This is a genomic window from Bifidobacterium sp. UTCIF-38, from assembly GCF_006454495.1.
Lineage (GTDB): Bacteria > Actinomycetota > Actinomycetes > Actinomycetales > Bifidobacteriaceae > Bifidobacterium > Bifidobacterium callitrichos.
Window position 1 is genome coordinate 1 of the sequence record NZ_JFAL01000035.1, and the last position, 25,000, is coordinate 25,000.

The 25,000-nt window shown below is 62.4% G+C and carries 23 protein-coding genes; 2 read left to right on the forward strand and 21 right to left on the reverse strand.

From position 1 onward, the window contains the following. Positions 1–616: 616 nt before the first annotated feature. From BW11_RS10980 to BW11_RS11030, 11 genes are all read right to left on the reverse strand, one after another. On the reverse strand, positions 617–1,855 hold the full coding sequence (locus tag BW11_RS10980) for an argininosuccinate synthase (RefSeq protein ID WP_107043389.1): 1,239 nt from the start codon (positions 1,853–1,855) through the stop codon (positions 617–619). A gap of 165 nt (positions 1,856–2,020) precedes the next feature. Further along, positions 2,021–2,524, reverse strand: coding sequence for an arginine repressor (gene argR / locus BW11_RS10985; RefSeq protein WP_107043390.1), 504 nt, complete (start codon positions 2,522–2,524; stop codon positions 2,021–2,023). Further along, on the reverse strand, positions 2,521–3,486 hold the full coding sequence (gene argF / locus BW11_RS10990; protein WP_140445780.1) for an ornithine carbamoyltransferase: 966 nt from the start codon (positions 3,484–3,486) through the stop codon (positions 2,521–2,523). Before argF ends, argR begins: the two co-directional genes overlap by 4 nt. Before the next feature lie 69 nt (positions 3,487–3,555). Further along, the gene (locus tag BW11_RS10995; RefSeq protein WP_140445781.1) at positions 3,556–4,884 is read right to left on the reverse strand and encodes an acetylornithine transaminase; all 1,329 of its coding nucleotides are present in this window, start codon (positions 4,882–4,884) and stop codon (positions 3,556–3,558) included. Then, positions 4,874–5,830: an acetylglutamate kinase gene (gene argB, locus BW11_RS11000; protein ID WP_140445782.1), complete on the reverse strand. Its 957-nt coding sequence runs from the start codon at positions 5,828–5,830 to the stop codon at positions 4,874–4,876. The genes BW11_RS10995 and argB overlap by 11 nt, the downstream gene beginning before the upstream one ends. 167 nt (positions 5,831–5,997) lie before the next feature. Next, on the reverse strand, positions 5,998–7,170 hold the full coding sequence (gene argJ / locus BW11_RS11005; protein ID WP_140445783.1) for a bifunctional glutamate N-acetyltransferase/amino-acid acetyltransferase ArgJ: 1,173 nt from the start codon (positions 7,168–7,170) through the stop codon (positions 5,998–6,000). Beyond that, a complete protein-coding gene (argC, locus tag BW11_RS11010; protein WP_140445784.1) occupies positions 7,167–8,261 on the reverse strand; it encodes an N-acetyl-gamma-glutamyl-phosphate reductase in 1,095 nt (364 codons plus the stop codon). Before argC ends, argJ begins: the two co-directional genes overlap by 4 nt. Before the next feature lie 118 nt (positions 8,262–8,379). After that, on the reverse strand, positions 8,380–9,393 hold the full coding sequence (locus tag BW11_RS11015) for a hypothetical protein (RefSeq protein ID WP_140445785.1): 1,014 nt from the start codon (positions 9,391–9,393) through the stop codon (positions 8,380–8,382). A gap of 37 nt (positions 9,394–9,430) precedes the next feature. Next, the gene (locus BW11_RS11020) at positions 9,431–10,075 is read right to left on the reverse strand and encodes an ATP-binding cassette domain-containing protein (protein WP_140445786.1); all 645 of its coding nucleotides are present in this window, start codon (positions 10,073–10,075) and stop codon (positions 9,431–9,433) included. 11 nt (positions 10,076–10,086) lie between these two features. Further along, entirely contained in the window at positions 10,087–11,118 is a 1,032-nt protein-coding gene (locus BW11_RS11025; RefSeq protein WP_140445787.1) for a hypothetical protein, read from the reverse strand. A gap of 62 nt (positions 11,119–11,180) precedes the next feature. Then, complete coding sequence (locus BW11_RS11030; RefSeq protein ID WP_140476377.1) at positions 11,181–11,861, reverse strand: hypothetical protein; 681 nt, start codon at positions 11,859–11,861, stop codon at positions 11,181–11,183. A gap of 648 nt (positions 11,862–12,509) precedes the next feature. On the opposite strand from BW11_RS11030, the gene BW11_RS11035 reads away from it, so the two are divergent. Beyond that, positions 12,510–13,160 (forward strand): response regulator transcription factor, encoded by a 651-nt coding sequence (locus BW11_RS11035; protein WP_181162618.1) that lies wholly within the window; start codon positions 12,510–12,512, stop codon positions 13,158–13,160. Between the two features lie 383 nt (positions 13,161–13,543). Next, positions 13,544–14,263, forward strand: coding sequence for a hypothetical protein (locus BW11_RS11040; protein WP_140445790.1), 720 nt, complete (start codon positions 13,544–13,546; stop codon positions 14,261–14,263). Between the two features lie 292 nt (positions 14,264–14,555). Here BW11_RS11040 and BW11_RS11045 read toward each other — a convergent pair whose 3' ends face one another. From BW11_RS11045 to BW11_RS11090, 10 genes are all read right to left on the reverse strand, one after another. Continuing rightward, positions 14,556–15,323 (reverse strand): hypothetical protein, encoded by a 768-nt coding sequence (locus tag BW11_RS11045; protein ID WP_140445791.1) that lies wholly within the window; start codon positions 15,321–15,323, stop codon positions 14,556–14,558. A 151-nt stretch (positions 15,324–15,474) separates the two neighbouring features. Continuing rightward, the gene (gene pheT / locus BW11_RS11050) at positions 15,475–18,084 is read right to left on the reverse strand and encodes a phenylalanine--tRNA ligase subunit beta (RefSeq protein WP_140445792.1); all 2,610 of its coding nucleotides are present in this window, start codon (positions 18,082–18,084) and stop codon (positions 15,475–15,477) included. Between the two features lie 6 nt (positions 18,085–18,090). Then, positions 18,091–19,155 carry a phenylalanine--tRNA ligase subunit alpha gene (pheS, locus tag BW11_RS11055; RefSeq protein WP_043166436.1) on the reverse strand — a complete coding sequence of 355 codons (1,065 nt, stop codon included), beginning with the start codon at positions 19,153–19,155 and terminating at the stop codon, positions 18,091–18,093. Positions 19,156–19,321: 166 nt separating this feature from the next. After that, the gene (locus BW11_RS11060) at positions 19,322–20,215 is read right to left on the reverse strand and encodes an RNA methyltransferase (protein WP_140445793.1); all 894 of its coding nucleotides are present in this window, start codon (positions 20,213–20,215) and stop codon (positions 19,322–19,324) included. 52 nt (positions 20,216–20,267) lie between these two features. After that, a complete protein-coding gene (locus BW11_RS11065) occupies positions 20,268–20,558 on the reverse strand; it encodes a type II toxin-antitoxin system YafQ family toxin (protein WP_140445794.1) in 291 nt (96 codons plus the stop codon). Beyond that, the gene (locus BW11_RS11070) at positions 20,558–20,851 is read right to left on the reverse strand and encodes a type II toxin-antitoxin system RelB/DinJ family antitoxin (protein WP_052119212.1); all 294 of its coding nucleotides are present in this window, start codon (positions 20,849–20,851) and stop codon (positions 20,558–20,560) included. The genes BW11_RS11065 and BW11_RS11070 overlap by 1 nt, the downstream gene beginning before the upstream one ends. Before the next feature lie 88 nt (positions 20,852–20,939). After that, the gene (locus BW11_RS11075) at positions 20,940–21,809 is read right to left on the reverse strand and encodes an energy-coupling factor transporter transmembrane protein EcfT (protein ID WP_140476378.1); all 870 of its coding nucleotides are present in this window, start codon (positions 21,807–21,809) and stop codon (positions 20,940–20,942) included. Between the two features lie 62 nt (positions 21,810–21,871). Then, on the reverse strand, positions 21,872–23,425 hold the full coding sequence (locus BW11_RS11080) for an ABC transporter ATP-binding protein (protein WP_181162619.1): 1,554 nt from the start codon (positions 23,423–23,425) through the stop codon (positions 21,872–21,874). After that, entirely contained in the window at positions 23,425–24,024 is a 600-nt protein-coding gene (locus BW11_RS11085; RefSeq protein WP_043166385.1) for an ECF transporter S component, read from the reverse strand. Before BW11_RS11085 ends, BW11_RS11080 begins: the two co-directional genes overlap by 1 nt. 261 nt (positions 24,025–24,285) lie before the next feature. Next, on the reverse strand, positions 24,286–24,831 hold the full coding sequence (locus BW11_RS11090; protein ID WP_140445795.1) for a hypothetical protein: 546 nt from the start codon (positions 24,829–24,831) through the stop codon (positions 24,286–24,288). Positions 24,832–25,000 lie beyond the last annotated feature (169 nt).

Genomic DNA, 25,000 nt, shown 5'->3' on the forward strand with positions numbered 1-25,000 from the left:
GCGGATGCATCATCCCCATAATGCCTCCGGCTGACAAGTCATTTCCCGTTCATCAACAACTACGTATCCCGTCGTGATCCGTCTCAGTGAGAGATCGCCGTCAACGATTGATTCGTACCTCTCATCAGTCGGCGTCTTAGCGAGAGGTCTCTGTTCGTCTGCGCCAAGAATGTCTCACAAAACGGCCACTAGCGAGATATCACTTCCATGTTCCGACATGAATCTCTCACTGATCAGGGGGGTCCGCGAGAGATTGCCGTTGCGGAGTGCCGCGGATCTCTCGCTGAACGGCATCCAGCGGGAGATCCTTGCATATCGATGGCGCGTATCTCTCGCTGAGTGCACTCTTAGCGAGAGATACGCGCCACGAAGTGATGAAAACGGCTCGCATCATGCTGCGCCGCCCTATACCGCGCCGCCCAATGACGTCAGACTCCGCCTTGTTTCGGCACATACGCACAAGGCCTTCCTCCCGGAACGGGTCCGAGAGGAAGGCCTTGAGGAAATGGAGTTGATCGTTGCTGACCTGCAACGGTCGACCGACGTGTCAGTAAGACACCCGACCAGCCCGATCAGAGCCAGTCGGCAGCAACCGACCGCGCGCGTCAGCCCGTTGTCACTCGACGGTGTTGGACGGCACCTCGATGCCGTTGCCGAACTTGACGTCGCGGGCGGCGGCCACGCGGCTCGGCAGACCGTAGATGTCGATGAAGCCGTTGGAGGACTTCGAGTCGAAGCTGTCGCCGGAGTCGTAGGTGGCGAGGTTGTAGTCGTACAGCGAGGAGTCGGAGCGACGGCCGGTGACGACCGCGCGACCGCCGTGCAGGGTCATGCGGATCTCGCCGGAGACGTACTTCTGGGTGTCCTCGATGAACGCGTTGAGCGACTGGGTGGCCGGGGAGAACCACTGCGCATCGTAGACGAGCTCGCCCCAGCGCTTGTCGATGTCGCGCTTGATGCGGTGCTGCTCGCGCTCGAGGCAGCAGTTCTCGAGCTCTTGGTGCGCGGTGATGAGGGCCACGGCACCCGGGGCCTCGTACAGCTCGCGGGACTTGATGCCGACCAGACGGTCCTCGATCAGGTCGATGCGGCCGATGCCCTGTGCGCCGGCGCGGCGGTTCATCTCCTCGATGGCCTGCAGCGGGGTGACGTCGCGGCCGTCGATCTTGACCGGGATGCCCTGCTTGAACTCGATGACGACCTCGTCCTCGACCGGCGGGAACGCCGGGTCGTCGGTGTAGGAGTAGCAGTCCTTAGTCGGGCCGTTCCACGGGTCCTCGAGGAAGCCGGTCTCGATGGCGCGGCCCCACACGTTCTGGTCGATGGAGTACGGGGACTTCTCGGTCTGGGTGATCGGCAGCTTGTGCTCCTTGGCGAACGCGATCTCGACGTCGCGGGTCAGGGCCAGATCACGGATCGGGCTGATGGCCTTGAGCGTCGGGTCGATGGAGGCGATGGACACCTCGAAGCGGACCTGATCGTTGCCCTTGCCGGTGCAGCCGTGGGAGATCGTGTCGGCGCCGAACTGGTGGGCGGCGCGCACGAGGTGCTTGGAGATCAGCGGGCGGGAGATGGCGGAGACGAGCGGGTAGACGCCTTCGTACATGGCGTTGGCCTTGAGGGCCTTCATGCAGTACTCGTTGGCGAACTCGTCTCGCGCGTCGACGACGTACGCCTCGACGGCGCCGCAGGCGAGGGCGCGCTCCTTGATGGTCTCGAGGCTTTCGCCGCCCTGACCGACGTCGAGGGAGACGGCGACGACGTCCTTGCCGGTACGCTCCTTGAGGTACGAGATCGCGACGGAGGTGTCAAGGCCGCCGGAGTAGGCCAGTACGAGTCGATTGTTGTCTGCCATGGAATGCCTTTCTTCAAAAACAAACTGATGAAAGTATATACATAAGTCCGTATATTTATGCACCACCGGTGTGGCGCGTCTTACGATGCGGACGCGATGCGGACGCGATGCAAACGCAATGCAGCCGACGCAGCCATGACGCGACCACAGCGCGACCGTCCGACGCTATTTCGACGCGAGCGCGAGCAGCCAGTCGGCGCGCGCCTCCGCGCTCCCCTCGTCGGGGCAGATCACCATCACGGTGTCATCTCCGGCGATCGTGCCGAGCACCCCCTCCACCGGCTGCTTGTCGATGACGGAGGCCACGTACTGTGCCGCGCCCGACGGCGTATGCACGACGATGAGGTTCCTCGCGGCGGCCACGGAGGTGACCAGCCCGCTCAGCACGCGCGACATCTGCGTCTCGGCCTTCGTCATGTCGGGGTGCTCGTCGTCGGAGACGTGCCCGACAGCGTAGGCCATCGTGCCGTCGGGCAGGCGCTTCTTGAACGCGTTCATCTCGTCCAGATCGCGGCTCAGCGTCGCCTGCGTGACGGCGATGCCCTGATCGGCGAGGATCGCCGACAGCTGCGACTGAGACGTGACGACGTGGTTCGTCAGCGCCTCCTCGATGGCGCTCAGCCGCGCCGTACGGGTCGTCGGACGCTGCAGGGAGCTGGATTCGCTCATGCGAGCAGGCTTTCGTCGCCGCGTGCCTTGCCGGTCAGCCAGGTCAGCAGCGCCTTCTGCGCGTGCAGACGGTTCTCCGCCTCATCCCACACCACGGACTGCGGGCCGTCGATCACCGAGGCGGCGACCTCCTTGCCGCGGTAGGCGGGCAGGCAGTGCTGGAACAGCGCGTCGGGCTTGGCGAGGGCCATGAGCTCGTCGTTGACCTGGTAGTGCCAGAACGGCTTGGAGCGGATCGCATACTCGGCCTCCTCGCCCATCGACACCCACGTGTCGGTGAACACGCAGTCGGCGTCCCTGACGGCCTCCTTCGCGTCGGTGGTCACGAGGATGGAGCCGCCGTTCTCGGCCGCGAGCGCCTCCGCGTCCGCGACGATGTCCGGACGTGGCAGGAAGCCCTGCGGGCCGGCCACGCGCACGTTCATGCCGGCGACGGCGCCGCCGAGCAGGTACGAGTTGGACATGTTGTTGGCCGCGTCGCCCACGTAGGCGATGGTCTGGTTCTTCAGGTTGTCGACGCCGCCGCGATGCTCGGCGATCGTCTGGAAGTCGGCGAGGATCTGGCAGGGGTGGAAGTCGTCGGTCAGCGCGTTGACCACCGGGTGGGTGGAGTACTTCGCCATCTCCTCGACGCGATCCTGGCCGAAGGTGCGCCACACCACGCCGTAGGCCATGCGGTCGAGCACGCGAGCGGTGTCGGCGACCGGCTCGCCGCGGCCCAGCTGGGAGCCGGACTTGTCGATGACCAGCGGGTAGCCGCCGAGTTCGGCCACGCCGATGGAGAAGCTGGATCGTGTGCGGGTCGACGGCTTGTCGAACAGCACCGCGACGGCCTGGGGGCCGGCGAACGGCTGCTTGTAGAAACGGTCCTTGTGGAACTTGATGGCGAGTTCGAGGACCTGCTTCTGCTCCTCGTGGTTCAGGTCGTCGTCACGCAGCATGTGGCGAAGTTCGGGGGTCATGATGGTTGCTCTCTTTCAAAGACGAATGACGAATGGGTCTGGGACGGACCGTGCGCCGACGTCGGCCGGTCAGTCGTTGGGAAGGTCCGTCGGAACGGCCTTGAGGATGGCCAGCGCATCGTCCACGTCCTGTTCGGAGACGATGAGCGGCGGCGCGAAGCGCAGGGCGTCGGCGCGTACGGCGTTGACGATGAGCCCGTGTTCGAGGCACCAGTTCATCACCGCATGCGCGCACGGATGGGACAGTTCGACCGCGTCCAGCAGACCACGGCCGCGTACGGAGACGTACAGCGGGTTGCCGGTGGCCATGAGACCCTCGCGCAGCTGGCGTCCGCGCTCCTCGGCGTTGGCGACGAGCCCGTCCCGCTCGATCACGGACAGCGTGGCGAGCGCGGCGGCCGCGCCGAGCGGGTTGCCGGCGAAGGTCGAACCGTGCGATCCGGGGGTGAACAGCGCGGAGAGCTTGGAGCCGAAGGCGATCATGCCGCCCATCGGGAAGCCTCCGGCGACGCCCTTGGCGAACGTGACCATGTCCGGGGTGATGCCGCCGGAGAGGTCCTCGCGCTGGAACGCGAACCACGATCCGGTGCGGCCGATGCCGGTCTGCACCTCGTCGATGATGAGCAGCGCATTGTGGATGTCGCACATCTGACGCACCTGCTTGACGTAGTCGGCGCCCAGAGGCTTAACGCCGGCCTCGCCCTGGATGAGCTCCATGATGACGGCGGCGACCGGACCCTTGCCGTAGTGGCCGACGCCGGTCTCGGCGAACGCCTCGTAGAGGGCGAACGGGTCGCCGGCGCGCACGAACTGGATGCTCGGCACGAGCGGCTCGAACGGCTTGCGGATGGCGGGCTTCCACGTCGCGGACAGCGCGCCCAGAGTACGGCCGTGGAAGCCGTTGGTCAGGGCGATGATGCGCGCGGGCTTGCCGCCCATCGAGGGCGAGGCTCCGGGCAGCGTGCGCCCGTAGAGCTTGGCGAGCTTCAGGGCGGCCTCGTTGCCTTCGGCGCCGGAGTTGCCGAAGTACACGTGGGAGCCTTCGGGGGCGCCGGCGAGTTCGACGAGCTTGGCGGCGAGCCTGATCTGCGGCTCGGTGGCGAAGTAGTTGCTCGTGTGGGCGACCTTCGCGGCCTGCTCGGAGACGGCCTCGACCCACTTGGGGTGCGCGTAGCCGAGCGAGTTGACGGCGATGCCGGCGAGGAAGTCGAGGTATTCGTTGCCGTCGATGTCCCACACGCGCGTGCCCTTGCCGTGGTCCATCACGCGCAGCGGGGTGCCGAACACGTTCATGTGGACCTGGGAGTACTCCCCCAGCCACTTCTCATCGTTCGGACCGAGCGTCTCGCCGCCCGCGGGGGCGTTGGCGTTGCTGACATCAATGGATTCAGTAGACATAGGAGCTCCTCATCTCGATGCCGCCCTCGGGCACGACCATGGTGCCGATGCCGGCGGTGGTGAATATCTCGTTCAGGATGGAGTGCGGCTTGCGGCCGTCGATGATGTGCGCCTGGGGCACGCCGCCGTCGATGGCGCGCACGCAGGCCTCCATCTTCGGGCGCATGCCGGATTCCAGATCGGGCAGCATGTCTCGCAGGTTCTCCACGCCGATGCGGCCGATCAGCGAGTTGCGATCCGGCCAGTCGGCATACAGGCCGTCGACGTCGGTGAGGATCACGAGCTTGCGCGCGCCGACGGCGGCGGCAAGCGCGGCAGCCGCGGAGTCGGCGTTCACGTTGAGCACCTCGGTGGCGTCGTCCTCGTTCGGGGCGACCGACGAGACGACCGGGATGCGCCCGGCGGCCACGAGGTCCTCGACGGCGGACGCGTCGACGGAGACCACGTCGCCGACCAGTCCGATATCGGTGGCCTTGCCGTCGATGACGGGCTTGCGCTGCATGGCGGAGAACAGTCCGCCGTCCTCGCCGGACAGGCCGACGGCGAACGGGCCGTGCGCGTTGATGAGGCCGACGAGCTCACGCGAGACCTTGCCGGTCAGGACCATGCGCACCACGTCCATCGCCTCGGGGGTCGTGACCCTCAGGCCCCCCTTGAATTCGGATTTGATGCCGAGGGCCTTGAGCATGCGCGAGATCTGCGGGCCGCCGCCGTGCACGACGATCGGGTGCAGTCCCACCTGACGCAGGAACACCATGTCCTCGGCGAAGCACTGCTTCAAGTGCTCGTCGACCATCGCGTTGCCGCCGTACTTGACGACGATGCGCTGCCCGGCGAACTCCTCGAGCCACGGCAGCGCCTCGATGAGCACCTCCGCCTTCTGATCGGCGCGCAGATCGGTGTGCACGTCGAAATGGAACCCAGGTCCCTTTAATTCTGTAGCCATAGTCTTCTTTCTAATCCCAGCGTTGTCCGGGATGGGCGTCGGTTTTCGTCATCCGACACGCTCCGGGCCGCTCTGGCCAAGTCTTTACGGTCTGACGACGAAAACCGACGCCCATCCCTCCGTCCCGGCGAAACGTGACGGCATCCACCCCGGAACCCGCCGGAACTTCAGCTTTCGTAGTCGGCGTTGATGTGGACGTATTCGTGGGTGAGATCGTCGGTCCACACGGTGGCCTCGGCGTCGCCTGCGTTCAGGTCGATGTCGATGTGGACCTCGCGCGGGGTCATGTCGACCTCGCTGCGGTCGCGTCCGGCGCCGCCGTTCTCGCAGATGCGCACGCCGTTGACGTCGACGGTCACCTTCTCGGAGTCGTACGGGGCGACTTCGGGCGGGACGGTGCCGAGCGAGGAGACGATGCGCCCCCAATTGGGGTCGTTGCCGCTGATCGCGCACTTGAGCAGGTTGGAGGCGGCGACCGCACGGCCGCAGGCGAGGGCCGCGTCCTCGCTGGTGGCGCCGGTGACGGTGATGCGGATGTCGTGGCTGGCGCCCTCGCCGTCGCCGATGATCTGGCGGGCGAGCGAGGCGCAGGCGTCCTTGACGAGCCTGTTGAACTCGTCCTTGTCGGGTTCGACGCCGGAGGCGCCGGAGGCGAGCAGGAGCACCGTGTCGTTGGTGGACATGCAGCCGTCCACGTCGATGCGGTTGAACGAATGCTCGGTGGCGACGGCCAGCGCGGCCTGCATCTGGCCGGCGGTGACGACCGCGTCGGTGGTGATGACGCACAGCATGGTGGCCAGCTGCGGGGCGATCATGCCCGATCCCTTGACCATGCCGCCGATCCTCCAGCCGTTGGAGCCGGTCAGTTCGACGGTCTTCGGCTTGGTGTCGGTGGTCATGATGGCGTGGGACGCGTCCGCGCCGGCCTCGGGGGTGGCCGCGAGCGTCCGGTAGGCGGTCTCGGCGCCGGCGAGCACGTTGTCGAGCGGCAGCAGTTCGCCGATCAGTCCCGTGGAGCAGACCGCCACGTCCTCAGGCTTGGTGCCGACGAGGGCCGCGACCTTCTCGGCGGTGGCCTGGGACTGCGCGTAGCCGGCCGCGCCGGTGCACGCGTTGGCGCCGCCGGAGTTCAGGATCACGGCCTTGACGTGGCCGTCGGCGACCTGCTTGCGCGACCATTGGACGGGGGCTGCGCAGAAGCGGTTCGAGGTGAACACGCCCGCGGCCGCGTCCAGCGGTCCGTTGTTGACGACGAGGGCGAGGTCCTTCTTGCCTTCGACCGACGAAATGCCCGCCGCGACTCCGGCGGCGGAGAATCCTTGCGCAAATGTGACGCTCACGGTGCGACTCCGATCTTGGTAAGTCCCTGATCCTCGGGCAGACCAAGGGCGATGTTCAGTGACTGGACAGCCTGACCGGCGGTGCCGCGGTTGAGGTTGTCGATGGCCGCGAACGCGATGATGCGCCCGGCGTGACGGTCGGTAACGACCTGCAGGTGGGCGGCGTTCGAGCCGATGATATTGCCGGTGGCGGGCAGGGACCCCTCAGGCAGCAGGACCATGAAGTCCTGTCCCTCGTAGGCTCTGGCCCACACCTGGCGGATCTCCTCGTCGCTCATCGAGGCGGCCTTGTCGGTCATCCTCGCTGAGACGGTGGCGAGGATGCCTCGCGACATGGGGGCGAGCACCGGGGTAAATCCGAGCGTGAACTCGTCGGCGGCCGAGGCGGGCTTGCCGGCGGCGTGGGCGAGGTTCTGCAGGATCTCGGGGATATGACGATGCGTGCCGCCCACGCCGTAGGGCAGGGCGGAGCCGAGCGCCTCGGCTGCGAGCAGGTTGGTGCGCTTCAGGTTCTTGCCGGCACCGGAGTAGCCGACGACGAGGTCGGCGACGAGGTCCTTGGGCTCGACGAGGCCTTCGGCGACGCCCGGCTGCATGGCCAGGGTGGTGGCGGTCACGTTGCAGCCGGGGCCCGCGATGCGCTTGACGCCGGGCAGGTTCGCGCGCTGGCGCGTGTAGCCGCCGTGGACGTCGTGCCCGGTGATGAGCTCGGGCATGCCATAGGTCCAGTGCTCGTAGAAGTCGCCGCCGTAGAACTCGTCCCACGCGCTTTGCTCCTCGAGACGATGGTCGGCGCCAAGATCGACGACGACCGCGTCCGGATCGAGCTTCGAGGCAAGGGCCCCGGATGCGCCGTGCGGCAGCGCCAGAATGATCACGTCATGGCCGTTGAGCACCTCGGGGGTGGTGTCCTCGACGGTCAGATCGGCCAGCTGCGGGATGTGGGGCATATGCCTGCCGAGCTTGTCCCCCACCGAGGAATGGCCGGCGACGCACGTCACCTCGAAATCCGGGTGGGCCGCCAGAATGCGCAATGCCTCACCGCCTGCATAGCCCGTGGCACCCGCCACGGCCACCGTATACTTCGCCATATCACGTCCTTATCCAACAAGACAACAAGCACGAGTATACGACTTATGCGGACTATTGCATAATTATGCAACGATGTGTTTCACAGTGTGATTCAGGAGCGTGGACCGACGCGATTCCTCACACACGACTCTTGAAATAACGGAACAGGTCCCGCTCGTGTATCGTCACGCCTCCGAACATCGTTCCGAGCACGACTCCCACAGGGATACACAGCGCCTCATGACAGGCCACTTGGATCAGCTGCATGACCTCGGGAGCATGAGACACCATCAGAACGACCGACATGCCGACCAGGGATACGAACACCGCCATCACGGTGGGAACGAACTGCTCCACGATCAGTTGCACCATCTGCGCAGCTTTATCGCATCCCGCATGAAGGTTGCCGGACAGCTCGAGCTTTCGTCTGCGGACGCATCCATATGCCAGCAGCAATGCGAGCAGACCACTCAGAGGCATGACGAATCGCGATGATCTGGCCGAGAACAGACGGTAACCGTCCACCCAATCACCCTTCGCGTAGTTCAACTGCCCGACCTGCACCTCGGCAAGTCCGGCATCGTAGGACACCGCATACCTCAGCAGAGAGGCGATCTCCTCTCTAGACGTGGACGTCCGAGCCCAGCATTCATCGAAGCTGCCGGAATCGGCCACCGGGACGATTATCGCGTACCCCATTCTGGCGTCACGCCCGTCCTCTGGCCACGCGTAAATGCCGGCGACATGCAGCTCACCGCGGTCCGTGGCGATATCGGATCCGACCGCCAACCCCAGATTGGTCGCCATCTGTCTAGGCACCCACACCCCGCCCCGGGAAACTCGCGCGGGGATGATCGGCGGGATTCCCGGCGTCACCTCGAATGTCGGAATCGGATTGTGCGGCAACGCAGTCAGAGAGACATCACCGGCGGCGCGCAGCGCCCCCGCGGATTCGACGGACCCGGAACGAGTCATTCCCATGCACGCTTCGCCGTTAATACCTTTCTCCTTGACCACCATTGCGATGTTCGACCCGGTGTCTCTGTATTCGATGACCCGGTGCTCAATGGCGATGATCTGCATCAGGTCGAATCCGATCAGACAGCATGTCAACGATGAGATCCCGACGAACAGCAGCAGTGATCTGCCCATGCCCGATACCATGTCACGCCACGACTCGCGGAGCAGTTCACGTAGCCTCATCGCCACTGCCCTCCTCGACGGAGTACGTATCAAGATCGATCACACGATCACATGACTCTCTGGTACGCCGGTCATGGGTGGCTATCAGGACTGCGGCTCCCCTGCCTGCCAACGCGACGAGCTTGTCATCCACCACGAGCGCCGTCTTCGAATCCAGCTGTGCCGTCGGCTCATCCACCAGCAGTATATCCGGCTTCGAGTTGATCGCGCGTACGAGCATCAGCCGCTGCGCCTCGCCGCCGGATAGTTCTGCAAACAGGCGGTCCCGTAGTTCATCGAGACCGAACTCCGCCAACACACGCAACGCCTCGGCATCAGCCTCTGCACGCCTCCATCCACGCGTAATCAACGGATATGCAGCTATGTCAAGCACCGTGCGGTACACCGCACCATACGGATTCTGGAAAACCCAGTTCACACGGGCCTTATCGGGACGTCTCACCTCGCCCTCCGTGGGTGAAAACCATCCGGCGACGATGGACAGTAAAGTCGATTTGCCGCATCCGGATCTGCCGCATAATGCGATGGTCTGACCGCGTCGCACGGAGAAGGTCACATGTCTCCACAGGAACGGCATGGTTCCGAATCGCTGACCAAGGTCGCGAACGTCCACACAGATCTCGTCGTTCATCCCGTCGCCCCCTACCGAGCCTGCGTGGAGACCGGGCACTGCATCGCGACGCGGACGGGAACCTGCACGGAGGACAATCGCCCCTCCGGACCAACCATCGCGAATCCGTTGTCGGAACCGTACAGGTCCACTACGACCGAGTGCTCTCCATTACGGACACAGGCACGATGACCGTTGATTCCGAACACCGCTCCGGCGGGAACCTTCGTGGCATCCAAGGCATGCTCCAGCCGAATTGTCGAGCTCAATCCTCCCGCACGCTGTTCCTCACCCGCTGCCGACCATTGAACAAATGCATCGGTTTTCACCAGTGCATCCAGAAAGACTCGATCCGTAACGACGCCGTCAGATGGTAATTTGGTCTCGACTCCATTGATGTCGACGACTCGCGCCCCCGGGTATAGACCGTCCGGCACATTGATTTTCAGGGCGGACACCGTCATCGCTGTTCGGCCAAGTTCCTGCGGCGCCGACTGTCCCAACACCAGAGATGATGAGGCAAGCGTGATCGACTGTCCGGGAAGCCATACGCAATCTGTCAGATGGAGTGCACCTGTACGAGCGGCTCCAATGTGCTTCTGCAGCCCGATCAGGGAAAGCCGCAGCGATCGGTCAAACGTATCATGAAGGCGTTGGACCGTGTCGCCTCCGAAACCCAGACGCACCAATTCGTCGCGTAAAGCGCCCACATCCTCTCCGGCCATACCGATAGATAGATCCCGGTACAACGGCACGGACGTATGCAGCGCGACGATCGGCTTGCCATCCACGGAAAACGGGGACTCGCCTGACGACAGTATTGACTGCGACCCGACTCCGAGTTTCGTCACGATGCCACCGCCAGTCCAAGCGATGGACTGACCATCCGTCACGTCGAGCTGTGCCTTCACGGTGCGGGAATCGTCGAAACTTTCCCGGACCACCGGAATCTCCTCGCTGACGGGCGTCTGGCGGAGATTCAAGGGAACCGGGCCGGGCACGACGAATACACCTACCGCAAGTCCAAAGGAGATGCAGCACAGGCAGATCAGCAAAATAAACATCCGTCTATTCCGGTTGATGGATGCACTTTTCCCCGGCCGAGACCATGGCATACGCATAGTGATCACCCCTCGGAATCGAAGTCTCCCGATAGCGAAAGACCGCCCAGAGACAGGCAGTAGATGACCTGGCTATCGGAGCCGCTCACGGAGAAAGCGAAGGCATCCTGCGGATTTGCTCCTGCAGCCACTTCCTTGACCGACTTGTTGAACTCTGCGGCGGTATAGTCCTTGTCTACCTTACCGGCGTCACGAAGACACTGGACGGCTACGATGCCTGGATCCTTATATCTATCCGGGTTGTCCTGTTGATCACGGAAGTCAGCCTCGATGACCCGCGTCGTCCCCTCCGAACACTCCACGGACTTGTCGAAGTAATTGGCATCAGTGACGGAATCGTCAGACAGCTTGTACAATCCGTCAGGCATTTTGTCGTATTTCAGTTGGTCATACCCCGCCGCGGTCATACACTGCAGATATTTGGCATGTGCCTGTTCATAGTCGTTCTGATCGATACGACCGGTCTTGACCGCCCGCTCCAGTACAGACCGCTCGAACTCACTGAGATCGTGCCCGGCAAGTTCCTCTCTCCAAATATCAGTCAACGGAGCTATCTTTTCGGCGGAGTTCTTCTCACTCTCGAAGGATTTGTCGGCAATTCCGCATGCTGCGACCGAGAAGAACACACCTATCGTGATTGTCAATGCAGAATATCTCATCCACATTTTAAAAACCCGTTTTACCATAAGAACAGCACCACCCTAAGGAATTAAGACAGCTGCTTCCATATGACTCGAGTCATATGCAAGCAGCTGCCAGAGATAATGATTTCAATTTACTTGATGTAGTAGTCATGCTTAATCGGATTAGCCGAAGGAGAACCATACGCGCGTGCCGTCCGTGTGGCCTTACGGAACCAACCGGTATCGCTCTTCGCCGACCCTACCTGAGCAAAGGCCTTACCCTGAGTGCTCCCCCAAGCATTAACCCAAGCCCAAGCTTCGATTTTCACCGGAGAATGAAGGGTCGTTCCGGAGTTGGCCTCCCAACCAGCATACGCTACCTGAGTTCCGGCGATCGCGAGACACGCAGACAAAGCAAAGGCACAAGATGCCTTGACAACCTTACCTTTCATGATAATCACCTATCTTTTATCTTATCTGGAACGTCATTATCCTAAAGGGGAGACGGATTCTACACCATTGATAATTATCCGCCTCATGTAGCGCTACAACACTTTGGTCAAGATACAACGCAGGATGCGTTATGTATTAAACTACACTACTTGTCACTTTCATACCAGAACAATACAGATAACTGTATTTCTACAAAAGACGGCGCGTCATCGCATGAAACAATGTATAATACGCTGTACTGATTAAGAGGGGATGAGCGTGACTATACGAATAGGAATAGTAGACAATGACTACATTGTTACGGAATATCTGAAAAATTTCATCACGAGAATATCCGCCACATGGACATCACCGGTCAGCATCTGGACGAGCAATGATCCTTCCGATGCGATTCAATACTGCTGCTTTGAACAACCGAAAACTGATGTGCTGTTTCTTGATATGGCGCTTTCAGATCTCAGTGGACCTCAGATTTGCAGTTCGATTCGGATGATGAATTCACATACAACAATCATTGGAATGACCTCATACAATCTGGATATCTATCGCACCGCACTACAGAATTCCGGTGCCCAAATGCTAATCGACAAAGCAAATATTCAAGCAACCGTATCAAAAATAATGGAGTACCTTAAAAACGGAAAGCCTATTCTACGGGAGGTAGGCTTTCCCAACACAACAAGTTCTCCCTTATCGATTCAAACACAGGATGATCATTCCACACTAACACAAGTAGAGCAACTCGTGGTAGAAAAAAGTCTTGGAGGTTTCAGTTGCAAGCAGATAGCAAGAGAGCTCCATATCACTGTCAACACCGTTTATGCACACAGACGAAACATAAGAAACAAGCTCCATGCCCGCACTTGGCAGGAAGTCATCATTAACTATCAACGAGAACGTGCTGTATAGACAATATGAAAACAAAACGCATATACATATATATATTGATTACGCTGTTTGCATTAACGCCGATTGTTGACTCTCTAATATATTTTTTCACCTCTCATTTTACCTACTCATCAATACTGTTTCTTATCACCTGCCTATGTTCATACCTATTTCTCATCATCAAGCCATTAGCAGGATCATGGTTCACTGTTATCGTTTTCTCCATTCTACCAATCCTCCCCTTTGAAATAAGCGTATCGTATTTCTTTTATCTTCTTATTTCCCTGTCGATCATATCTTTTTATTCCAAAAAAACAATACTACCATCGTACTTCTTTATTATTGCCACTAACGCGGCAACTACGATTATCCATACTCCAAATCCTCGTATTTCCTCTCTTTTGATGACTACAGTTATATACGCATCATTGCTTATACTGCCGATACTGTGCGGACTGTTTCTGAGATACCAACTCGACACAAAAGACAGGGAGTTTTTACTTAAATCACAACAAAGCAACCTCAAGCTTGCAAGATACCTGCATGACTATACTTCTAACAATCTTTGCGACATCATACTATTGACTGATAATCTACTCAAAAAACAATCATCAGAAAATACCGAAAGCATCAAAACAATCAGACAGCTCGCTTTTTCATCTCTTGAACAAATCAGATCCATATCAAATAAGTTGGATACTGAAACAATTGAAAATGAATCAACAATTGACAATTATATAATAGAACTCTCGAAATTATGCAATAAGAATCAGACTGTTCTCAGCAACTTGGGAATCAAAGGAACAATCCTGTTCCCCAAAATACTCCCATCTATGTCATCTAATGAACAACATCTAATTTTAGATATCATTCAAGAACTCTGCGGCAACATATCCAAACACGCAGACAAGCAATCCGGGTACGCAATCACTGTCACCGCTCATGATGATTCAATAGCCATTACCAGTATTAATGCAACGGCATCTCACCAATCCAAACTGTCAAATGGAAGCGGCATGCAAAAAATAAGAGAACGCATTGAGCTCCTGCATGGAATTCTTACCGTTACGGATTCTGCAAGGATACACAAGGTGTTCATTTCACTGCCCATTTATCCAGCATAGCCATTTCGGTATCCAAGGCGGACAAAACTTCTGCATGATTGAAATTGGATAGTATATTTCTTGTTGTTGCGGCATTATGATTGACCCAGCCATAGATCCCGACAGAACAAACGTCATAATGCAGCATATCGTCTTATGCACAATGCCACTTCCACAAATCACATTCATAACATGAATGTTGCCAGCGCATCGCTTGTTTGGCGCGTTGAATACAGATATCTGCATTCGACGCGCTGAAAGTCAGTTCATAGTTCATATGGCCGAAGAGCCCACCGGACGAGTATGGAGAGATTCACGCGGACAAAGAGTCGCCGCTGGAGCCGGAACCACCACCGAGGCCGTATGCGTTGAGCAGCTGGGCGTAGAGGTCGTTCATGCTGATGCCGTTGAGCCACATCCACACCTGCACGCCGGTGGTGATGACGTTGATGATGATCGCGGCGATCGCGAAGCCGCGTCCCTTCATGTGGAACGTCTTGGTGCGCCACAGCGAAGCGACGCCCATGATCGCCGGCAGGAGAGGCACGGAGAAGATCAACGCGAACACGAAGGCGATGATCGCGTAGGAGTCCCATCTGCCGTAGAGCGGGTTCTGATTGGGGTCGTTGACGTCGATGCCGTAGATGTAGCGCGGCGTATGCCCGTCGGCGGGGCGATTCGGGTTGTTGCCGGCGTACGGGTTGGCGCCGTTCGGGTTGTACGGATTGTACGGTCCGCCCTGTTGCCCCGGATAGCCGTATGGATTGTATGCGGCGTTCTGCGGGTAGCCCTGCGGGGGTTGCATGTTCTGCCCGTTCTGCTGCACGCCGTCGCCGTTGCCGCTCTTGGGATCGGGATCGGGGGCGCCGTAGAGGTACGGGTTGTAGTTCGGGCCGAACTGGCTGCGCATCGCGCCGTAGTCGAGGTTCGCGTACTGGCCGTACTGCGGCTGCGGCTGCGCAGGAGTCTGCGTTGGCTGCTGTGCAGCGGACGTGCCCTGATCCGATGCGTTCCCCGGGGCGGCCGTGTTCCCCCCGTTCGGCTCGATGGGGTTGTTCGGCTGCTGTTCGGGTGCGGTCATCAGGTTCCTTTCCTACAGGGTCGCGGGGTGGTCGATCACTCCCTAGCTTACGCGAAAGGGGACGTCTTTCGACGTCCCCTGATCACGGTTCACGCCAAGCGCGAAGCACGCTCGGTCACGCTGTGACGCATATCACGCACGTCACACGGGCTCACGCGCGCAGCTGCGCTCCAAGCTCGGCGGCCTTGTCGATGATCGCCTTGCGGATCGCCTCGCTGTCCTCGGCGGACAGGGTCCTGTCCGGGGAGCGGAAGACCACGGCGAACGCGAGCGACTTCTTGCCCTCGCCGAGGGCATCGCCGGTGAACACGTCGAACAGTTCGATCGACTCGAGGTTCGCGCCAGCGGCCTCGCGCACCACAGCCTCGAGCTGGGCGGCGGTCACCGTGTCATCCACGGTGAAGGCGAGGTCCTGCTTGACGGGCGGGAACGTGGAGATCGGCTGGGCCTGCACCGGCTTGCCGTCCAGCGTGGAGAACAGCGCGGTCAGGTTGAGCTCGAACGCGGCGGAGTGCTCGGGGAAGCCAAGCTCCTCGTTGACGTGCGGGTGCAGTTCGCCGACGAGGCCGACGAACAGGTCGTCGACCTTGACGTTGGCGAAACGACCCGGATGCCACTGGGCGGGCACGTCCGCGGCGGCCGGCTGCTCGAGCGAGATTCTCGCACCGAGACGGTCGGCGATGCGGCGCACGGCCTCGACGGCGTCGGACCAGTCGACCGGACGCTTGCCGCCCAGCCAGCCGGAGTCCTCGGCAAGGCCCGTCAGGATGCCGGCCACGTGGTCGGGCTGATCCGGCAGGCCGGCGTCGAGCGCGGCGAGCTGCTCGTCGGTCGGCTTCACGCCGCCGGGCAGGGCCGGGATCGCGGGCGCATCCGGGTTCCACAGGTAGACGTGGCCAAGCTCGTAGAGCGAGACGTTCTCGATGCCGCGTCGGATGTTGCGCTGCACGGTGCCGGCGAGGGTCGGCAGGATGTGGCGGCGCAGGAACGGACGGTCGCCGTAGAGCGGGTTGGCGATCTCGACGCTGACCTTCTTGGTGGCCTCCGCGTCGTAGCCGAACGCCTTGTAGTCGGCGTCGCCGACGAACGGGTAGCTCAGCGCCTCCACCATGCCGTACTCGGCGAGCTCGTCGGCCACGCGGCGACGACGCAGCTGGTCCGGGGTGAGCCCCACAAGGCCCTCGACCGGTGCTGGCGGCACGGTGACGGGGATCTCGTCGTAGCCGACGAGGCGCGCGACCTCCTCGACCAGATCGCACGGCTCGTTCAAGTCCGGACGCCAGGTCGGCGGGGTGACGACGAACTCGCCGTTGCCGCCGCCGGCCACCTTGCAGCCGATGTCGGTGAGGATGTCGGAGATCTCGTTGACCGGGGTGTCGAGGCCGGCGACGCGCCTGACCTCGGACGCCTTGAAGTGGATGGCCTTGCGGTGGGCGGTATGGTTCACGTCGGTCGGGTGCTCGCTCGGCTCGCCGTCGCCGTACTTGACGAGCAGATCGACGGCCATCTGCGCGGCGGCCGGCTGCAGCTCGTAGTCGACGCCGCGTTCGAAGCGGCGGGATGCCTCGGACGGGATCTTGTGGCGGCGGGCGGAACGGGCGATCGTCACCTGGTCGAAGTGCGCGGCCTCGAGCAGGATGTTCTTCGTCTCGGCCGTGACCTCGCCGTACAGGCCGCCCATCACGCCGGCCAGACCGATGATGCGGGAGGCGCGTTCGCCGTTCGGCGAATCGGTGATGAGCAGGTCCTCGACGCTCAGCTCATGCTCCTTGCCGTCGAGCGTGGTGAGCTTCTCGCCCTCCTTGGCGCGACGCACGACGATCGGCGCCTCGAGCTTGTCGAGGTCGTAGGCGTGCATCGGCTGGCCCAGGTCGAGCATCACGTAGTTGGTGACGTCGACGGCCAGGGAGATGGAGCGCATGCCGGCGCGGATCAGGCGGCGGCGCATCCAGTTGGGCGTGTGCGAGTTCGGGTCGAAGCCGCGGATGACGCGCGCGTAGTAGCGGTCGCATCCGGGCACGCCGTGGATCGGGTTGTCGTCCTCGATCTCGACCTGCACGTCCGGCACGGTGCCGGAGGCCTCGCCTGCCGGCTCGGGGACCTTCGCGTTGAGCTCGACGACCGGATCGGTGTACGCGGCGCCGGTGGAGTGGTGGAATTCGCGGGCCACGCCACGGTAGGAGAGCGTGTAGCCACGATCCGGGGTGATGTTGATCTCCAGCAGCGGCTGGTCGAGGTGCAGCAGGTGCATCGCGTCGTCGCCGGGCTTCAGGGCCTCGTACTCCTCGGTGGTGAAGCCGTAGTGGCGCAGCAGGATGATGCCGTTGTGGTCGTCGCCGAGGCCGAGCTCACGCTCGGAGGCGCACATGCCGTTGGAGATGTGGCCGTAGGTCTTGCGCGGCTCGATCTTGAAATCGCCCGGCAGGACGGCGCCGGGAAGCGTCACGACGACCTTCTCGCCGGCGGCCATGTTCGGCGCGCCGCAGATGATGCCGCGCGGCACCTTGTTGCCGTTCTCGTCGGTCTCGTTGTATTCGGGTCCGACGTCGACGTGGCACCAGTTGATGACCTTGCCGTTCTTCTGCGGCTCCGGGGTGGCGTCGACGACGTAGCCGACGACGATCGGGCCGGTGACCTGGGAGGCGTGGATCTGCTCCTCCTCGAGGCCGACCTTGACGAGGTCCTTGGCCAGCTGCTCGTAGGTGAGGCCCTCCGGGACCTCGACGTGTTCCTTGAGCCAATCGATATCAACCATAGGCATGGGCAATCACTCCCCCATCACAAACTGTTCGGCGAAACGCACGTCGCCCTCGACGAGGTCGTGCATGTCGTTGATGTCGGAACGCAGCAGCAGCGTGCGCTCCATGCCCACGCCGAATGCGAAGCCGGTGTACTCGTTCGGGTCCAGGCCCGCGGACTTGAGGACGTTCGGGTTGACCATGCCGCAGCCGCCCCATTCGAGCCAGCCCGGGCCGCCCTTCTTGTCGGGGAACCACAGGTCGAGCTCGGCGGAGGGCTCGGTGAACGGGAAGTAGCTCGGACGCAGGCGGGTCTTGGCCTCCGGTCCGAACATGGCGACGGCGAGCTTGTCCAGCACGCCCTTGAGGTCGGCCATGGTCAGGTTCCTGTCGACGGCGAGCGCCTCGCACTGGTGGAACACCGGGGTGTGGGTGGCGTCGAGCTCGTCGGTGCGGAACACGCGGCCCGGGGAAGCGATGTACAGCGGCACGCCGCGGCCGATCAGGGCGCGCACCTGATCGGAGGAGGTCTGCGTGCGCACGACCATGTTGGAGCCGACAAAGCCGGCGGCGTCCTTGGCCTGATTGCCCTTGACGTAGAAGGTGTCCTGCATCTGGCGGGCCGGATGGTCCGGGCCGAAGTTCAGGGCGTCGAAGTTGTACCATTCGGCCTCCACCTCGGGGCCGGAGGAGATCTGCCAGCCCATCGAGATGAAGAAGTCCTCGACGTCCTCCATGAGCTTGGCGAGCGGGTGGCGGGCGCCGAGCGGCTTGCGGTTGACGGGCAGCGTCATGTCGACGGTCTCGGCGGCGAGCGCGGCCTTCTCGGCGGCCTCCTTGAGTTCGGCCTCCTTGGGGCCGAAGGCGCGGCCGAAGTCGGCGCGCAGCTTGCCCATGAGCTTGCCGGCTTCCTTCTTCTGATCCTTGGGCAGGGATCCGATCGCCTTGCTGGCGAGGGTCATCGCCGACTCGGCACCGGCGTATTGCGTTCTGATGGCTTTCAATTCCTCCAGCGTGGAGGCGTTCTGGATTTTGGCGATGCCTTCGGCGACCGCATCGGTCACCGCTTGCGCATCGAATAGCGCTTCTGCCACGAGCACCCTTTCCTTTGTTGCTTCATTGACGTGAAAACACGTGGGGAACCGCGCGAAAACACGCGTTTTCCCAAGCTTTGTCCAACATCACATTGTCACTATACGACTCGACATGGGGCCGTCCGCTCATCAGGCGGTCGCATGGCCGTCGGCCTGTGTTTGGCGATCAGCGGTCGGCCATCGCCAGGCTCATGAGCATCACGGCGGCGGAGGTGCCGAGGTTGAGCGATTCAGCCTTGCCGTAGAGCGGGATCGAGACGATGCGGTCCATGCGCGCGAGGATCTCGGGAGGCAGTCCCCTCGCCTCGTTGCCGAAGAGGACGGCCTCGCCGGGACGTGCGGCTTCGGCGTCGTCACCGCGTGCGTCCGCGCGTTCGGCGAGCAGCGCGGGCAGCGACTCGGGTCGACGATCGGGCGTGCCGTACACGTCGGCCGCGATGGTCGTGAGATCGTGTTCGGCGCAGTAGGCGAGGAAGCCCTCGACGTCCATCTGAAGGACCGGGATGTGGAACAGCGATCCGGCGGTGGATCGCACGACCTTGGGGTTCAACGGATCGACGCATTCGTCGACGAGGATGACCGCGTCGCATCCGGCGGCGTCGGCCGCACGGATCACGGTGCCGGCGTTGCCCGGATCGCGCACCTGCCAGAACGCGGCGATGCGCGGCGTGCGCTCCCCCGCGGCCGGCAGGGCCACCGACTCGGGTTCGACGTGCATCGCGTTCATGTTGCCCACGGCGAGGATGCCCTGCGCGTCCTTGCTGATCCGTTCGATCACCTCGCGCGTGGCCCGGTGCACGTAGATGGTGGCGTCCTGCGAGGTCTCGACGATTCTTGCGAGCGTGTCCGAGGCATAGCGCACGCGGCCCAGAGTGTCGTCGACGGCGACGTAGAGGTCCTGGACGACGTCCGGACGCCAGGTGACGGCCTCACGCACCGACTGCGGCCCTTCGATGAGGAACCTGCCGGAGCGTTCGCGCCCCTTGGCGCGCGCGAGGTCGGCGACGCGGCGCACACGGTCGGACTTCGGGTTATCGAGCAAAGCTTGGTTGATCGGCATGGCCACCAGACTACCGCACGACCTTGCATCTTCACATATCGCGTACCGGCCGTCAACCGAAGAGATCGTCGTGGGAGCCGGTGCGCTGGAAGATGGCGAGGTCGTCGGTGGTGCACCAGATGAGCAGCCAGTCGCCGGCGTTGGCGACATGACATTCATTGGACCCCTTCCACTCGCCGGACAGCGTGTGCATGTTGTGACGACGTTTCAGTTCCTCGATGGATTCGACGGTGTCGTCGAGGATGAGCTGCATGACTTCATCGAGCGGCTTGAGATCGATATGACGCTTCCTGAGTCGCTTGAGATCACGCGCGTATTTCGACGTAGGCGCGGGCCTGAGCATCAGATTCCCAAACTCTTGTACATCTCATCGAGGTTGGCGTACGAAGGGCCACCGTTTTTGATGATCTCCTCGGTCTCGCGAATGGCCTCGCGGCTCTCCTCGTTCGGCTTCTCCGATTCGAAGGTCAGCGGGATGCTGCGGGTTCGGGCCATCTGCGTCCAGAAGGCGCGAGTGGCTGAGGCGAGGGTGAGTCCGTACTCCTCGGCCACCTCCGACGCCTGGGCGATGATCCGCTTGTCGGCCCTGATGGCCTTGGATTCCGTAGCGTTGACGGAAGACGTCGTTGCGGCCATGGCAACCCCCTTGATGTGCACAGATGTGGCATAGTCTACCACAAGGGTGCACATCAAGGAATGTGCCCGGGCGCCTACAGAACCGGCGTCACGCGCCTTGGAAGGAGAAGCGCCAGTAGCCGGTCATGACGGCGACGGTCAGGGCGATGAACGGGATGGCGATGCTGATCGCGAAGAACACCCAGTCGACCGGGTGCAGGCGTGAGGTGCGTGCCTGGCTGCGCGGGGCGCTGCCGCCGAAGCCGCGCGCCTCCATCGCGGTGGCGAGTTTCGTGGCGCGTCTGATCGACAGGACCAGCAGACCGAACGCCTGCGACAGGGCGCGGCCGATCGCGTTGCCGTCGCCCAAGCCCCGAGAGCGGCGGGACAGGCCGAGCGCCCGCCAGTCCTCCTGCAGGAGCGTGAACATGCGCATGCCGGCGAGTCCGCCGTACACGAATCGGGGCGAGAGGTGCAGGATCTGCACCAGTCCGTCGGCGAGGTCGGTCGGATCCATGCCGAGCGCGAGGATCACGCCGGGCACGGCGATCGCCCCGACCCTCAGGAACGTGGCGCACGCCAGATAGACGGAGCCTTCCGAGACGACGATCCAGCCGGCGGACCACAGGATCGCGCCGGAGGTGCGACCGTACAGGAGCACGGAGATGAAGCCGCCGGTCGCGGCGATCCACACCGGCCAGGTGCTGCGGCACACGCGGATCGGGTTGATGCCGCCGATCCACAGCAGCGCGAATTCGATGCCGAGCGCGACGGACGCGGAGACCACGTCGAGGCTGAAGAACATCGGAATGCACAGGAGCAGCGCTCCGATGATGCGCGCCACCGGGTTGACCTTGGCGATGAACGGCGAGGGCGAGGCCGGGCGCGCCGGTTCCCTGCGTTCGGTCGGCGGCGTGACGAGGACGGTGTCGACACGCGCCTCGTTATGTTTCACGGATTGTTCCACGGCATGCTCCATGTGTTCCACGGGATGTTTCACGGTGCCGGCCGCAGTGACGATCCTCTCTGCAACGGCTGCGGTCATCGCGCCGCACCTCCGTTTCCCCTATCGTCACCGGCGAATCCGAACATGATGCGCCGCGCGTCCAGCGCCTTCACGAGCGGCTCATCGTGCGTGACGACGATGACCGCGGACCCCTGATCGCGCACGGCGGCGATGAGGTCGACCATCTCGGTCCATGTGGTGAAGTCCTGTCCGAAGGTCGGCTCGTCCATGACGAGGATCCTCGGCGTACCGGCGAGCATCGAGGCGACGGACAGGCGTCGCTTCTCGCCTCCGGACAGCGTGTACGGATTGGCTTCGGCGAATCGGGAGAGGTTCATGCGCTCCAGCATGCGGTCGGCGATCGCGTACGCCTCCTCCTGGCTCGCGCCGCGCGACTTGGGGCCGATGGCGACCTCGTCGCGCACGAGAGGGGCGGCGAACTGGTGCTCAGGCTCCTGGAAGACCATGCCGATGCGCCCCAGAAGCTCGCGGCTCCTCCATTGTGACGGCTCGTCGCCGCGGGCGCCCTCGGCGATGTCGGCGCGGACGCGCACATGCCCGGCGATCGGCGGCAGGAGTCCTGCAAGCGTCAAGGCGAGCGTGGATTTGCCGGCACCGTTCGGCCCCATCAGGGCCGTGACCTCGCCGGCGAAGAACTGAAGATCGATGTGCGAGCCGAGCGCGGTGCCGCGTCCGAAGCTCAGGTCCTCGGTGACGAGCGCGGGTTGCGAGGATGTCCCGGACGGCGCAGACGCACCGGACTCCCCCGGTTCGGCGATGACGACGTCGCCGTGGCGTCCCGGACCGCGGTCCGGGATCGCGCGCCCCGGCACCCACGCGCCGCCGGCGGCGAGCATGTCGCCGAATCGCCCGAACACCTCGTCGGGAGTGCCGTCGGCGACGATTCCGCCGACGCGCGAGTCGGGATCGGGGTGTCCGATGACGATCACACGGTCGATGAGATCGAGCCAGACATCGATATGGTGTTCGACGACGACCATGGTCTGACCGGTCGTCTCGAGCACATGCCGTACCGCGTCATGCACCTCGCGCACCCCTTCGGGGTCGAGGTTCGCGGTCGGCTCGTCAAGCAGCAGAAGCCCCGGGCGCATGGCGAGCACGCCGGCCAGCGCGAGGCGCTGACGCTGCCCGCCGGACAGGTGCCGGGTGGAACGTTCGAAATCGATGTCCTGCAAGCCGACCAGATCAAGGGATTCGCGCACGCGCGTCCACGTCTCCTCGCGCGGCACGCCGAGGTTCTCGCAGCCGAAGGCCGCGTCATCGCCCACGCGTTCGAGGATGATCTGCGAATCGGGATCCTGCAGGACGAGTCCGACCTTGCCTCGGCCGACGGACGGTTCGACGCCGTCGACGGTGAGGGTTCCCTCCTGGTCGCCCTCCTCGGAGCCGCCGAGCACGCCGGCGAGCGCGGCCATGAACGTCGATTTGCCGGCGCCGGAAGCGCCGAGGAGCAGCACGTGCTCCCCGGGGCGGATGGTGAGTTTCACGTCACGCAGCGCGAAGTCCTTGCGCGTGGAGTGACGCCATCCCCATTCCCTCGCTTCGACGCCGGCGGGTGTGATGCGCATCAGACGCGGGCCTGACTACGGCCGGACGGGAAACGGTCGAGCGCGCCGGTGGCGGCGATCGCCTTGTGCAGGAACCACACGACGAGTCCGGCGATGACGATGCCGGAGATGATGGAACCGATGAGGTACCAGCTCACGCGCAGCATGTTCCAACCCGGGTTGGTCATCCAGTAGTAGGCCCAGCAGCCGACGCCGGCGAGCGCGCCGGAGAGGATGGTGGTGCCGATGTTCCACTTCCTCCATGCGAAGACCGCGAAGCCGATCTCGGCGCCGAGGCCCTGGATGATGCCGACGATCAGCGATCCGCCGACGCCCCATTGGTTGCCGAGCGTGAGCTCGAGGAACGCGGCGAGGGTTTCGGCGAACAGGGCGGCGCCCGGCTTACGCACGATGATCGCGGCGAGCGGGCCGGCGAACAGCCAGAAGCCGTTGAGCAGTCCCTCGAAGCCCGGGGTGACGGCCTCGAACAGGGCGATCGGGGCCGCGCAGACGATGTCCCAGCCCCAGAAGATGACGCCGGATGCGACGGCGATGATCGCGGCGACGACGATATCGACGACGCGCCACTTGTAGTTGGCTTTGGCGACGGTTTCGGCCATGGTGATGTGCCTTTCCTCTCTCAATCGAAGGCACGGGTGAAGGTAAGAGCGACAATTCCGCGGCCGGCATTACCCGGCCGCGTCCCATCGGTCGAGACCCGTGAGGTCTCCTCTCAGCCGCCTCAAGGCAGCTCCCGTGTCAGCGCACCACCATAAGCGACGTAGCCGACGAAATCAAGAGTCAGATCGTCAAAGTCCCGGCGCAGTCCTTGTTGATAAGGCACCGGCCGCCATGTCGCAGTCGTCGATGATCGTGGTCGTTTACGAATAGGTGAGGCGCTCGTCGCTTCCCTTCCACTTGGAGTCGATCGGATAGTGGGAGGGGATATTGACCAGATCGACTACGTGGCGTCCATCCTCGACGCGTACCTTCATATCGCGCGAGAAGCGCTTGTCGTACGTTACCCACTGCCGAGTGGAGCAGTCGTAGATCCACTCGCGGATCTGCCCGGGTCCGGATGCCTTGCTCACCGTGACGGCGTGATCGCTCGTCGTCACGCCGCCGAGATCCTCCTGATAGAGGTCGAACATCAGCACACGCACCTTGGGGCCGTCACCGAATGAATCGTCTTCGATCATTCTCAGCACGGACTGCCTGTTGGCGTTGACGTCGTCGATGAAATTCGCAACGGCATTCGTACTGTCCGCTTCGGATGAAGAGAGATAACCAAGTTCACGCAGCCGGTCCTCGGATGCATCGGCACTCAGCGAAAGCATCTCCCGTTCGATCGTCTTTCCGGTGACCTCCCTGGACGTCTGCCATATATACGAGATCCCGACGAACGCCACAAGCACGATCAGCGCCACGACAGGACGCCATATGAGTCTGCTCCCATAACTTTTGCCGTGCATCATACACCTCATCCACTTTGAATTGGTACATTTAGAATATCATATCCAATACATGGAAGCAACTTTTTCAGGTTCAGTGCACAAAGCAAAGCCGGCACCACAAGCATGACCTCAATGGCTATTT